This is a genomic window from Candidatus Ruminimicrobiellum ovillum (assembly GCF_002392975.1).
Classification (GTDB): Bacteria; Elusimicrobiota; Endomicrobiia; order Endomicrobiales; family Endomicrobiaceae; genus Ruminimicrobiellum; species Ruminimicrobiellum ovillum.
This window is the reverse complement of the sequence record NZ_DGIC01000011.1, coordinates 52957-66742: the sequence shown is the minus strand read 5'-3', so window position 1 is coordinate 66742 and position 13786 is coordinate 52957. Positions and strand designations below refer to the sequence as shown.

Below are 13786 nucleotides of genomic sequence, written 5' to 3'. Positions count from 1 at the left end.
TTACCCGTTGCTAATTATTATTTAGGTTAATTTTAACGGTTACCGGCATTCCTTGTTTTAAATACTCGTCGGCATCATTGATATATACTCTTATTGCATAAACTAAACTTGTTCTTAAATTTTCCGTTTGAACGGTTTTCGGAGTAAATTCCGCAACCGAAGAAATATAACCGATATATCCGCTGTATTCCTTTTTGGCGTTTGTTTGTTTGTCTATACTATCGGTAACAACTTTCACTTCCATATTATTTTTTATATTTCCCAAATAACTTTCTTCAATGTATGCTTTAACCCAAACAGGTTTTGTTTTGGTGATGGTGTATATTGTTTGTCCTTGTACAATGTTTGCACCCGGTTCTTGAGCTCTTATCGTAATATACCCTTCATCCGGAGTATACAATTTGGTATATTCCAATTTATTTTTTGCTATTTTTTGGTTTACAAGAGCAACATTATAATTTGCTTTTGCCTGTTGATAGTTATTGTAAAGAGTTGTTAATTCCTGTTCCGTAACGGAATCTTTTAATAAAGGTTTATGTCTGTTATATTTAGATTCTGCTTCATTTACCGACACTTTTCCTCTTTCAACTTCAGCGATTGCCATTTCGTAATTTAATTTGTAATCCGTATCATCCAAATATGCTATCAGTTCATCTTTCTTTACTTCATCACCTTCACTTTTCAACATTTCTTTAATTTTTCCGGAAACTTGAAAACTTACATCTACCTGCCTTATTTCAATATTACCGTATAATGTTAAATTGTTTGTATCTTGTTTTTTATTAAATTTAAAATAAAGGAAAATTCCTAAACTAACAATAACTAAAAGTATTATTATTTTCTTTATCATAATTTTCTCCTTTCTTACTATTTAAACATCACGGATATATATTTTTTTAAATTGTTTCTTATTATTTTTATATCTTCTTCCGTAAAAGCTTTTTTATTTGCCATTTTCAAAGAAAATGCGGAAAAGAGTTTAGGCGAATTTATTTGTGAAATGAAAAATATTACGGATAATATTACTTGCCTGTCGTTTTCTTTTTTATTTAAGATACTTGCGAAAAGTTTGTTCATAAAATTTAATGCGGGAACGTTTATTTGTGCTCTTGAATTTTGTTGTTCTCTAAACATAAACAACAATACATCGTTAGAAATTTTGGTATATAGAAAATCTATCATCTTGTTTCCGTAATTATAAAGGAAATCTAATTTTTCTTTTTTTGACAGTTTATTTAAATCCATATCGAAATCAACAAAAGTTTTTACATATTCCGTAAGATTTTTAGTTAAATTATCTATTATAGCTTGATATAATTCCTGCTTTCCGCCGAAATAGTAAGAAATCATACTTATATTTATATTTGCCTGTTTACAAATAGTTCTTGTACTTACACCATCAAAACCGTTTTCTGCAAAAAGTTTTGTTGCTACTTCAAGTATTTTATTTTTTGAATTTTCATTCTGAACAGATTCTTTTGTTTTTTTCATGATATATCTCCTTTTCCTATAGATAGTATATCAAACAAACGTTTGATTGTCAATGTTTTTTTAATAAAAAAAAGCAAGCCTTTAGAACTTGCTTTTTTATACCGTGTAAGATTTTTAAATTAATTATTTTCCGTTAAAACAACTTTAATATCTTTTCTGCCTAATGCGGTTTCAATATCTGCAGGATTTTCTATATGTCCTATTTTTGTGTAACTGTAAGATGTTTTAAAACTTTTATAGAATATTACAAGGCAATTGTTACCGAAAAGCATAATGTCGCCTTTTTTGATGTTTTTTACTGATTTTGAATCAGTAGGAAGGGAAAAATCCAAATAACAATACTTTTCGTTATTGTTTAAGTCCGACATTTCCAATGTTAACGGGAGTTTTTGAGTTAAAGATTTTACCGTTTTATTATCTTCAAGAACAATTTTAAAAATTTTGTTATCAACTTTAATGTTCATATAATTTTGCTGTGTAAAACCTGTGCCCCAAAAAACTCCCGTAAACAATATTGCTAAAATAAAAACTGCTATCTTTTTCATTACTTAACTTATTTCAAATATGTTTTGAAAAACTGTTCTATTTTATCAAAAGGAATTACATCAACGTTATCGTATAAATCTACATGACTTGCACCCGGAATAATCATAATTTCTTTGTTATCTTTATATTTACTGCCTTCACCTTGAACCATATCTATATAAGCATCTTTACTGAAGTAGCAGGAATGTGCTTTTTCACCGTGTATCATTAACACTGCACTTCTTATTTCTTTAGTAAAAGTAAGTTCCGGTGTATTAATAAACGAAAGTGCGGATGTTTTGTTCCAACCAGTATTAGAGTTCAAACTTCTTTTATGGTAACCTCTCGGGGTTTTATAATATGCATAATAATCTTTTACAAATTGCGGTGCATCTGCAGGTAACGGATCAACAACTCCGCCGGCAAGTTCATATTTTCCGCTCTTAAAATCTTTTATTCTTTGTGCATTCAATTCTTGTTTTAAAGCATAAAGTTCATCTTCCGTCATTTGGTCGAAATAACCTTTATGGTTTACTCTGCTCATGTTATACATTGTGGATGCAACAGTTGCTTTTATTCTTGTATCTATACTTGCAACATTTAAAGCAAGTCCGCCCCAACCGCAAATACCGATAATACCGATTTTTTCGGGGTCAACATTATCTTGAACGGATAAAAAATCTACCGCTGCTTGAAAATCTTCCGTATTGATATCAGGTGATGCCACATATCTCGGTTCACCTTTACTTTCACCCGTGTATGAAGGATCAAATGCTAACGTAATAAAACCTCTTTCAGCCATAATTTGTGCATATAAACCGGAACTTTGTTCTTTTACCGCGCCGAACGGACCGGAAACTGCAATTGCTGCCAACTTATCGCCTTTTTTATATGTTTTAGGAGTATATAAATCGCCTACAAGTTCTATACCGAATCTGTTTTTAAAACTTACTTTTTTTACGTCTACTTTTTCACTTTTAGGAAAAACTTTGTCCCAACCTTTTGAATCTTTTTTTGATGCTGCCATAACGCTTCCTCCCGAAATTAACAATACCGCCAACAAACTTGTTACTAATTTTTTAAACATGCTATCCTCCTATTTTATTTCTATTTGTTTTATAACTCTTGCAGGATTTCCAACCGCTATTGAATTCGCGGGAATATTTTTTGTTACAACACTTCCCGCACCTATAACCGCACCGTCACCTATTTCAACTCCGGGCAAAATTGTACAATCGGAACCTATCCAAACATTTTTACCTATTTTTACGGGACTCGGATGCAAATTTGCTCTTTTGTCAGGATTGAAATCGTGGTTCAATGTTGCAATTGTTGTATTATGCCCTATTAAAGAACCGTCACCTATTTCTATGCCGCCCTGATCTTGAAAACGGCAACATGCATTTATAAAAACATTTTTGCCTATTTTAATATTTTTACCGCAATCCGTATAAAAAGGAGGAAAACATCTGAAAGATTTATCTACTTGTGTTCCGGTAAGTTTTGAAAACAATTCAACTATTTGTTCCGGAGTATTGTACTTATTATTTATTTCACTTGTTATTTTAAGTGCCTCTTGAGACAATTTATGAAATATTACAAACATTTCGGATCCGTCGCAAATTTCTTCTTTTGTTGCCATTGTTTTTCTTAGTTTCTCTATATCTTTCATTAATTGTGTATTTATGTTATTCATAATATATTTTCCTTTTTCATAATTATTGCTTATTATTTTAAAAATAGCAAATACTTATATTTTATATTTAGATATGCTTGAAAAGCATAATAGAAAATTGTATTATTTATATATGGATATAAGAGTTTTAAAATATTTTTTAGCCGTGGCAAAAGAAGGATCCATAACAAAAGCCGCTAATGTTTTGCATGTTACACAACCTACACTATCAAGACAACTGCAGGATTTGGAAAAAGAATTACAGCATAAACTTTTTGTCAGAGGACAACATTCCGTTTCACTTACCGAAGAAGGGCACATTTTAAGGCAAAGAGCCGAAGAAATTGTTGATATGGCGGAAAAAACTAAAAACGAGTTTCTTTCAACGAAAGATATTATAAAAGGAACAGTTTATATAGGCAGCGGCGAAAGCCAAACAATAAGTTTAATAACGGATATTGCAAAGCAGGTTCAAACGGAATATAAAGAAATAAAATTTGATTTTTTAAGCGGAAATGCAGACGATTTATGTGAAAAGTTAGATAAAGGGTTACTTGATTTTGCTGTTTTAATAGAGCCGGTAAACATATCCAAATACGATTATATAACCTTACCTAAAAAAGACAGGTGGGGCATAATAATGAAAAAGAATTGTTCTTTGGCAAAGAAAGAAAATATTAAATTTGATGATTTAAAAAGTTTACCGCTTATAGTTTCAAGCCAATTGTTGAAAAAAACTTCCGTGGACGACATATTTTTTAAATGGTTTAAAGGGAATTTAAAAAATTTGGATATTGTTGCAACTTATAATCTTTTTTATAATGCGGGATTAATGGTAAATTCCGATATAGGATATGCACTAACTTTAGATAAACTTGTAAACACTTCTGAAATTTCGAACTTAATATTTAAACCGTTAAGCCCGAAACTTGAATCTAATTTAAATATCGTGTGGAAAAAATCTCAATTGCTTTCTCCTGCCGCAAAAGTTTTTTTTGAAAAGTTAAAGAAAACATTCTAACCATTATTGCATCGTTTGAATGGTTGCGTCAAGGGTGCACTTTGTAATAAACTTAAATAATAAAAAATGTTAAAAATATTGATTTTTGTATAACAAATAATGTAGAACATAAATTAACTTAATAAATAGTCGAAAACATATAAACTTCGTTAATAATTATAAGGAGAACAATATATATGAAGAAAATAATCGGATTGATTTTGGGTGTCATTTGTGTATCAAGTTTTGCTTTTTTTTACTTCTCTCAAAAAAGCGATAAAATAAGTTTGGAAATTTCTCAACCCGAGATAACAAAAATATCTCTGGATAGTGATAATAACAGTGTTTTGTCTAATCCCGATAAGGTATATATATATAATATACCGAATGATGATATTTTTCTTCAAAGAGGGGATAATGTATCGGACTATATAACCGTAAGTCCCGATTTAAGAGGAAAATGGATTTTGGAAAATGATAAACCCGACTTTTTAAAAATAGTTTTTACACCGGAAAAAGATTGGCTCGCAGATAAAAAATATAAAGTTTCAATAAACAAAAAAATATTTAAAAATCCGAAAAAAATAAAAAATTTAAATTTAAGTTTTTCCACAAAGCCCAATAATGTTAATATAGAAGATTTTAGTTTATGGCACAGTGAAAAAGATTTGTCTTTATTCGGCATAAAAGCTGTATTAAAATTTGATTTTCCTGTCGAAGAACTGGAAATTGTGTTAAGTTATAATAAGAAAGAAGTAAAACCGAAAATTACTTTCGATCAATATAAAAGATATTGTTTTATAAATTATGAACCGATACAATTGCTCGACACTAAACAGACTGCCGAATTAAAAGTCTTGGATAAGAAAAAAGAGTTGGTAATTCCTGAAATGAGTGAGTTCTTTAAATTGAACGAAATAACAACGGATATTGTCGGACAAAATGAAAATGCCGCACAGGCAATAATTATGGAATTCAGTGATTTCGTTTCCGCCGAAGAAGTGGAAAAAAATGTTGAAGTATATTTGTTGCCAGGTAACATTAATTGGAACGAAAAAACTTTAAAGTATGCCGAAGACTCTTTAAAGAAGTCGGAAAAACTTGCCGTAAAAGCTATGCCGCAGGATTCTGCGGGAACGATAGTTGCTCTTAAATATAATAAACCTTTGTATAACAGATATTTATATATCAAATTAAAAAATACCGTAAAGAGCAAAAGCAATTACAATTTAAAAGAAACTAAAGCTTATATAGAACCGATAAAAAATTATGAAACAGAATTGAAATTTATCGGTTACGGTAATGTTTTGGCTGCTTCCGGAGATAAAAACTTAACCATATATTCCAGATTGTTGGATAGTGTTGATGTAACGGTTTCAAGAATTTTTCCTGACAGACTAAACTTGTTTGTTTCTCAAAATTTTTACAGAACAAACAGTTTTTACGGCTATTACAATAATGACGATTACGCAAGCGATTACGGCTATTACTATGATCCGGGAATTCAAGATAAAGATATTGCCGAAGTTTTTACCGAAAGAATAAGACTTGTAAGCAGTCCTAATGTGAATTATTCATCAATAGATTTAAGCAAATATATAAACAGCGGAAAACTCGGTTTGTTCAATGTTGAGATAAGTGGCAACGGAATTAAACGCAAAAAATTTATTTTAATTTCCGATATAGGAATAATCTATAAAAAGGATGTCGATAACAGAATAAAAGTTTTTTGTGTTTCCGTTTCATCCGGTTTGCCTTTGGACGGTGCAAGAGTTTGCCTGCTTGCAAGAAACGGAACCGAACTTGTTGTTAAAAATACCGATTCCAACGGTACTTGCGAATTTGAAGATATTTCGGCTTTTATTAACGAAAAAGAACCCGAAGCCATAGTTGTAAGAGGTAATAATGATGTTGCCTTCATTCCTATAGACAGAGGTGACAGAGATATCGTATATTCGAAATACGATACAAGCGGAAGATCTGTAAGAGATATGAGATACAAACAGGCAGATTCTTATATCTTTACCGACAGAGGAATTTATAAACCCGGCGAAAAAGTAAAGTTTTCCGTAATTTTAATGAACGAAAATAAAACTGCTCTTAAAGGCTTTCCGATAAAAATTGAAATTGAAGATTGTGACGGCAGAACGGTATTTAATAAAACCGTTTCTTCATCATCCGACGGATTCAATGAATCCGAATTCCAATCGCAAACTACATCAAAAACAGGAACTTACAGAATAAACGTTTATAATGCCTCTTCGAAAAGAGGTGATTATTACTCGAAATTTCTTTCAAGTTGCGAATTTAAAATAGAAGAATTTAAAGAAGATAAATTAAAGATACAAACCTCTATCGAGGGCGGTTCGCATAAAGGTTGGCAATCTTTTGAAGGCCTTTCAGGTAAAGTAAATCTTCAAAACCTTTACGGCATTCCCGCACAGGGAAACGAAGTAAAAGCATCCGTATCTTTATACCCATACAAATTTCATTTTGAAGAATATAAAGACTTTACATTTTCGGATATTTCTTTAGACAATAAAGTAAAAATAAAACCCGTTCAAGATAACCTTGAAACAAAGAAAACATCTTCGACAGGTGAAGTTTCTTACGATTTATCTTTTTCGAAATATGAAGCGGGAACTTACAGATTATTGTTTAGCGCTGAAGGATTTGAACGTGAAAGCGGTTCAAGTGTAAAATCGGCTTCTCAGCAGTTAATTTCTCCGAATAAATATATTGTAGGATACAAAACATTAAGTGACCTTAACTTTATAGATAAAAATGCAAAAGCGGTTATTAAATTTATTGCCGTTGATAATGATTTGAAAAAGATAAGTTTGAATGAACTTAAATTAAAAACTTACAACCTTCAATATGTATCAGTTCCCGTAAAAGAGTATAACGGCAGATACAAATATCATTCCGTAAAACAGGAAAAAGAAGTTTCAAGCAAAAATTTTGCAATATCCGAAAACTCTACCGATTTCAGTATTGATACATCTGTTTCCGGAAACTATAAAATCGAAATTGTTGATGAAAACGGAACAATTCTTTTAAGTATGGAATATGTTGTTGCAGGTAACTCGAATCTTGGTTCTCAATTGGAAAAAAATTCGGAATTGTTCATTAATTTACGTAATGATATCGTAAAACGAGGCGGGGAATTGGAATTTAATGTTACCGCTCCTTTTACCGGAGTAGGATTAATTACAATTGAAAAAGATAAAGTTTATGCTTATAAATGGTTTAATATGGATACAAACAGCAAACTTTGCAAAATAACCGTTCCGGAAAATATCGATGACGGAGCATACTTAAATGTTTCTGTTTTGAAATCCAAAAATTCAAAAGAAGTATTTTTAAATCCTCACAGTTACGCTTTAAAATATTTTAAAATCGCATCCGATACGAAAAAAGAAGTAAAGCCGAAAATAACAGTTCCGGAACTTGTAAAACCGGGTTCCGAGCTTAAAATAGAATATTCAACATCGGAACCTGCCAGAATTATTCTTTACGGAGTTGATGAAGGAATATTGCAGGTAGCAAAATATAAAACTCCGGATCCTTTATCTTATTTCTTCAGAAAACCGGCACTTGATGTAACTTCGTACCAAACTTTGGATTTGTTCCTGCCTGAATTTTCCGTAATAAAAGAAGTTTACGGTATCGGCGGCGGTACGGGTTTTGATTCCGAAGCAGAAGCTCTTTTAAATGCCGGACTTAATCCCTTTAAAAGACAATCGTTGGCTCCGGTAGTTTTCTGGTCGGGAATAATTGACAGTGATAAAACACCTAAAAAATATACATATAATGTTCCGGATTATTTTAACGGACGTTTAAAAATTATGTGTGTTGCCGTAGGTAAAAAGACTTCTTTCGGCAGCAGCGAGAAATCCGTTATAGTAAGAGCTCCGATAGTTTTGTCGGCGGGAGCACCTGTTGTTGCAGCTCCTTCGGATGTTTTTGATGTTACGTTAAAAATTACAAACAGTAAAGAAGATTCCAAAGCCGGCGATTTTGAAGCTGTAATTTCTGTTTCGGATAACTTGGAAGTGTCGGGAGATAAAACAAAAACTGTTCATGTAGAATACGGTAAAGAAGATACTTTGACCTTTAAAGTTAAAGCGCTTGATAAGTTGGGAAATGCGGAAATTAAGTTTAATGTTACGGATAAACTTTCAGACGGTAAAGCAAAAATAACTTCCGCATTAAGTATTCGTCCCGCAAGCGTTTATGCAACGGATGTTACCGTAGGTGAAAGTAAAACCGAAAATTTCGAAGTTAAAAACTTTACAAATATTGACACTTATAACGAATTTTCCGATAAAAATATTGTTGTATCGAACAGTCCTTTGGTTGTAGCTTTCGGATTGGAAAAATATTTGGAAAAATTTCCTCACGGATGTACGGAACAGATTACAAGCCAAACTTATTCTTCTATAGCTTTATACGGACTTACTGAAGAAAACAGAACAATATTTAAGCGTTACATTGAAAAGTTAGCTCCGAGACAAAGAGTTGACGGCGGTTTTTCTCCGTGGCCGGACTATGAAGGAGTCAGTGATTATGCATCTCTGTATGTGCTGCAATTCCTTACGGATGCACAAAGCTTGGGATATGAAGTTCCCGGTGTAATGTTAAAGAAATTGTTGGATTGGGCAAGGAATTTTATTAAAGAACCTAACGATAAATATGAGGCGGATATGCAGGCCGAAGCGCTTTATCTTTTGGCAAGAAACGCTATAGTTTTAACGGGACAAATATCCAAGTTGGAAGATTATTTTGATAATAATGTTAAAAATTGGGCGGGAACAATATCGGGAGCATACATTGCTTCCACTTACAGATTGTTACAGAACGAAGATAAGGCACAGGATATAATAAAGAAATTTAAAGTTAAAGCCGAGAAAAATGATAATCAGGTTTATTCCGATTATGATTCCGACTTTGTGAGAAATTTAACATATGTTTATCTTGTATCAAAACATTTCCCGGAAATGTTAAATAATCCTGAGATTGCAAAGATAATACAAAATGCCATGGATAACATTGTGAACAAAAATTATAATACTTTAAGTTCCGCAAAGACTGTTCTGGCGGTTGCCGCTTATTCAACAGCTAATAAAGATAAAGATGATAATATAGAAATTTTCATTGACGGACAAAAGACTGAAAGAACACAAAACAAACTCGGATTTATGCAGGCGGCAATTCCGGCCAAAGCAAAGAATATAAGTGTGAAATCAAATACCACAGGTTCACTCGGATTGTTTTATGCGATAACACAACAGGGGTTTTTTAAAGATAAGAAACAAAACATATCAAAAGGTTTGCAAATTGATAAAAAATATTTTGATAAAGACGGAAACGAAACCAACCTTGTTAGAGTAGGGGACGAAATCAAAGTTAAAATTACCATCAAAACAACAGACAAAAAATATGTATCAAATATGGTTGTAACGGACTTGTTACCCGGCGGATTAAGTATTGTCCCCGGAAGTTTAAACGGTACGTTTGACAGTTTTGATGTCAGGGAAGACAGAGTATTAATTTATACATCTGTCGGTTCGGAACCCAAAGAGTTTTCTTATGAAGCAAAAGCTGTTGCTTCGGGAAGTTTTGTTTTGCCTGCGGTTGAAGCTTGTCATTTGTACGATTTAAACAGATATGCCGTTTCAAGCGAATCCGTATTTAAAGTAAATCCGCGCAAGTAGAAAACTGATTGATTTTAAGATTTGCTATGTTAAACTTTTTTAAAAAATATGCCAAAAATATTATTGCTTTTATAATAATATGTTCGGTAATTGTTTTAATAATAAGATTTTTCCCGAGACCGAAAATCTTAAATGATTATACTTTTTCAAAATCATTTTTCTCGCATGACGGGAAACTTTTACGTGTTACCGTTTCTTATGATGACAAATACAGGGTTTTTTATCCGTTAAACGAAATACCCGAACAAATTCAACAAGCGGTTTTGCTGTATGAAGATAAGAATTTTTATTTTCATATCGGTATAAATCCTGTTTCTCTTTTAAGAGCAATAAAGACTACTTTTATATCAAAAAGCGGAAAACAGGGTGCATCTACAATTACAATGCAAACCGTAAGAATCCTGTACAATTTAAATACCAAGACCGTTGCGGGAAAAATCAAACAGATATTTTTAGCTTTATGGCTTGAAATGAGATATTCCAAAAAAGATATTTTGGAAGCATATTTCAACATAGCACCTTACGGTTATAATATTGAAGGTATAGGTGCCGCTTCTTTAATTTATTTTAATAAAAGGTTACAAGATTTGGAGTTGCATGAACAACTTACGCTTGCCGTTATTCCGCAAAATCCGAATATCAGAAGACCGTCCTTAAAAACCGGATTTGAAAAAATGAAAGTTGCAAGAAAGATATTGTACGACAAATGGAAAAAGAAGTATCCCGAGTCAAAAAACAAAGAACATTTTTTTGATATGCCAATGGACATAAAAAGTCCCAAAGAACTTCCGTTTTACGTTCCGCATGTTGTAAATTATTTGAACTCAAAAATAAACAAAAACGAAATTTATACAACTATAGATTTAAAACTTCAAATGTTGTTTGAACAATATATAAAAAAATATATAGACAGAAACAGTTCGTTGGGTATAAAAAATGCTTCCGTATTGCTGGTGAACACAAAAACAATGCAGGCGGAAGTTGCCGTAGGGTCAGCCGATTTTTTTAATAACGATATTTTGGGACAAATCGACGGGGTAAGAGCCAAAAGAATGGCCGGTTCCGTATTAAAAACTTTTATTTACGGTTTGGCTTTGGAGAACGGACTTATTTGTCCGACAACACTGTTAAAAGATACATTTCATTATTTTTCCATTTATGCACCGGAAAACTCGGACAGACAATTTGCGGGACCTGTTTTTGCGCAGGATGCTTTGGTTAACAGCAGAAACATTCCTGCAATAAAACTTTTGCAGGATATCGGTATAGAAACTTTTTTAAATCTTCTTAAAACCGCCGGTATAACAAAACTTAAATCCGCCGAACATTACGGTGTAAGTGCCGCGATAGGAACCATAGATGTTTCAGTTGAAGAAGTTGCAAAGTTATATTCTTCTTTATTGAACGGGGGGAAAACGGAAGAAATAAAATATGTTACGGATGACAGAAAAGAATCCGATACGGAAAGCGATAAAACAATATTTTCAAAAGAAACGGCATTTATTTTGTTTGATATGTTGTCACACAATCCCGCTCCGCAAAATTTTAATATAAAAGATAAATACGGTAATAACATAAAAGTTGCATGGAAAACAGGAACATCTTATTGCTTTAAAGATGCTTGGGCGGCCGGAGCATTCGGTGATTATGTTTTGGTTGTTTGGGTCGGTAATTTCTCGGGGGAAAGTAATTCCAATTTCTGGGGAAGGACTGCAGCCGGAAACCTGTTTTTTGAACTTATAAGAACAGTTGTTCTTAATAAAAAAGATCAAAACTTTTTTTATCCGGATATGAAAGATTTAAATATAAAAAAAATACATGTTTGTTCCGTTAGTGGAGCTATTGCAAACAAATTTTGCCCGAAGAAAACAGACTGCTATTTTATACCGGAAAAATCTCCTATAAACTTATGTGATATTCACAGAAATATTTTAATAGATAACAAAACAGGTTTAAGAACAAATGTTGAAGTTAAAGGAAAAACTCATTATGAAGTGTATGAGTTTTGGCCGTCGGATATTTTAAGTTTGTTTGAAAAGGCGGGTATAAAGAAACAACTTCCGCCGAAATATATGCCGAATATAGAACCGGAAGATATATCGGTATCCGGCAACCCGCCGAAAATATTTTTACCGTTGGAAGATGTTATTTATAAAATAGTACCCGGGGATAAGATCATTCCTTTAAAAGCCGACATTGATGCCGATGCCGATACCGTTTATTGGTTTGTTGACGGCAATTTTGCTGGCAACAGCAAAAAAAACGAAACACTTTTTATAACCGCTTTAAGCGGTACACACAATATTATTGCAACAGATGATTTGAACAGATATGCATATTCTTCGTTTACCGTGGAATATTAAGATTAATCGATAAAAATTTTTATTAATGAAAAAGATAAAAAAGAAGATATCCCTAAATAAAATTACATAGTTTGAAACAAACAAATTATCGCAACGATTGCCAAAATTATTCCGATGATATTTATAATATTTATTTTTTCTTTAAAAACCGCCGTGCCTGTAATTGTGCCGAGCGATATTACACCTAAGTTCATTGCCGCAAAAATCAGTGTGGGGTTATTACTGTATGATTGATGTGCACGGAAATAAAAATAAATGTTACCGAAGTTTAAACATCCCAAAATTATTCCGCCAAATATACTTGCCTTTGTCCACTTTGTTTTTCGTATGATTAAATATGCAAATAATATTATTGCGGACAGAATAAATGTTGCACACAAATTAGTTGCCGTCATTGCTACATTTTTTGATAACTGTTTAAACAATATATCAATTATTCCGTAACCGAACCACACCGCAAGCAACGTCCAAATTGCACCTGTACCGGTTACTTTATTTTTAGGTTTATAAACTAGTGCCGACAGCGAAATTATTGCTAAAATAACCGACAAAATTTTACCCATGGAAAGAATTTCACCGAAAATTAAAAATGATGCCAATATCGGTAAAAATAACGATAATCTTTGTGCCGCATCCGATTTTGCTATACCTGCACGATTAACGCATTCACCCATAATAATAAAAACACTCGGTAACAAAATTCCCAGCGGTAACAGAATTTGCCATTCGGATAATAAAGTATTGAAATTATCACTGAAATTCGGTTTAAATAAAATAAAAGCACTGATTGCAGCTGTTGGATAATTAATAGCTACAGCCTGATCAATTGAAATTTTTTTATTCTTAGATATTTTTAATAATATCGATACGGCTACGCTGCATACGATACTGAATATTAAGTAATACATAGTTTTATATCTCTCTGTTGTAAAATATTAAAACAATTATAAAATATTATTAAATTTAATAAAAGATTGTGCACAAGTTTGTCGCACAAAAAGTATACAAATTTTAT

General features: G+C 32.2%; 9 protein-coding genes. 3 read left to right on the top strand and 6 right to left on the bottom strand.

The annotated features are described in order from the left end of the window. Nucleotides 1-10: 10 nt before the first annotated feature. The 5 genes from B2Y85_RS06530 to B2Y85_RS06510 form a co-directional block, all read right to left on the bottom strand. Nucleotides 11-850 (bottom strand): efflux RND transporter periplasmic adaptor subunit, encoded by an 840-nt coding sequence (locus tag B2Y85_RS06530; RefSeq protein WP_372519674.1) that lies wholly within the window; start codon nt 848-850, stop codon nt 11-13. A gap of 17 nt (nt 851-867) precedes the next feature. After that, the gene (locus B2Y85_RS06525; protein ID WP_372519673.1) at nt 868-1491 is read right to left on the bottom strand and encodes a TetR/AcrR family transcriptional regulator; all 624 of its coding nucleotides are present in this window, start codon (nt 1489-1491) and stop codon (nt 868-870) included. A 119-nt stretch (nt 1492-1610) separates the two neighbouring features. Next, nucleotides 1611-2036 (bottom strand): cyclophilin-like fold protein, encoded by a 426-nt coding sequence (locus B2Y85_RS06520; protein ID WP_372519672.1) that lies wholly within the window; start codon nt 2034-2036, stop codon nt 1611-1613. Nucleotides 2037-2044: 8 nt separating this feature from the next. Beyond that, the gene (locus B2Y85_RS06515) at nt 2045-3043 is read right to left on the bottom strand and encodes an alpha/beta hydrolase (RefSeq protein WP_372519735.1); all 999 of its coding nucleotides are present in this window, start codon (nt 3041-3043) and stop codon (nt 2045-2047) included. Nucleotides 3044-3112: 69 nt separating this feature from the next. After that, on the bottom strand, nt 3113-3658 hold the full coding sequence (locus B2Y85_RS06510) for a DapH/DapD/GlmU-related protein (protein ID WP_372519734.1): 546 nt from the start codon (nt 3656-3658) through the stop codon (nt 3113-3115). 166 nt (nt 3659-3824) lie between these two features. Here B2Y85_RS06510 and B2Y85_RS06505 point away from each other — a divergent pair, with 166 nt between their 5' ends. From B2Y85_RS06505 to pbpC, 3 genes are all read left to right on the top strand, one after another. Next, nucleotides 3825-4712: a LysR family transcriptional regulator gene (locus B2Y85_RS06505; protein ID WP_372519671.1), complete on the top strand. Its 888-nt coding sequence runs from the start codon at nt 3825-3827 to the stop codon at nt 4710-4712. 176 nt (nt 4713-4888) lie between these two features. Further along, nucleotides 4889-10408, top strand: a complete 5520-nt coding sequence (locus B2Y85_RS06500) for an alpha-2-macroglobulin family protein (RefSeq protein WP_372519670.1) — start codon at nt 4889-4891, stop codon at nt 10406-10408. 26 nt (nt 10409-10434) lie between these two features. Continuing rightward, the gene (gene pbpC, locus B2Y85_RS06495; protein WP_372519669.1) at nt 10435-12771 is read left to right on the top strand and encodes a penicillin-binding protein 1C; all 2337 of its coding nucleotides are present in this window, start codon (nt 10435-10437) and stop codon (nt 12769-12771) included. Between the two features lie 62 nt (nt 12772-12833). Here the strand turns inward: pbpC and B2Y85_RS06490 are convergent, their stop codons facing one another. After that, the gene (locus B2Y85_RS06490) at nt 12834-13679 is read right to left on the bottom strand and encodes an EamA family transporter (RefSeq protein ID WP_372519668.1); all 846 of its coding nucleotides are present in this window, start codon (nt 13677-13679) and stop codon (nt 12834-12836) included. Between the last annotated feature and the right edge of the window lie 107 nt (nt 13680-13786).

What these genes read in the sequence shown, in the direction of transcription:
- B2Y85_RS06530 (WP_372519674.1), bottom strand. Translation starts at nt 850, where the DNA reads ATGATAAAGAAAATAATAATACTTTTAGTTATTGTTAGTTTAGGAATT.
- B2Y85_RS06525 (WP_372519673.1), bottom strand. Translation starts at nt 1,491, where the DNA reads ATGAAAAAAACAAAAGAATCTGTTCAGAATGAAAATTCAAAAAATAAA.
- B2Y85_RS06520 (WP_372519672.1), bottom strand. Translation starts at nt 2,036, where the DNA reads ATGAAAAAGATAGCAGTTTTTATTTTAGCAATATTGTTTACGGGAGTT.
- B2Y85_RS06515 (WP_372519735.1), bottom strand. Translation starts at nt 3,043, where the DNA reads ATGGCAGCATCAAAAAAAGATTCAAAAGGTTGGGACAAAGTTTTTCCT.
- B2Y85_RS06510 (WP_372519734.1), bottom strand. Translation starts at nt 3,658, where the DNA reads ATGGCAACAAAAGAAGAAATTTGCGACGGATCCGAAATGTTTGTAATA.
- B2Y85_RS06505 (WP_372519671.1), top strand. Translation starts at nt 3,825, where the DNA reads ATGGATATAAGAGTTTTAAAATATTTTTTAGCCGTGGCAAAAGAAGGA.
- B2Y85_RS06500 (WP_372519670.1), top strand. Translation starts at nt 4,889, where the DNA reads ATGAAGAAAATAATCGGATTGATTTTGGGTGTCATTTGTGTATCAAGT.
- pbpC (WP_372519669.1), top strand. Translation starts at nt 10,435, where the DNA reads ATGTTAAACTTTTTTAAAAAATATGCCAAAAATATTATTGCTTTTATA.
- B2Y85_RS06490 (WP_372519668.1), bottom strand. Translation starts at nt 13,679, where the DNA reads ATGTATTACTTAATATTCAGTATCGTATGCAGCGTAGCCGTATCGATA.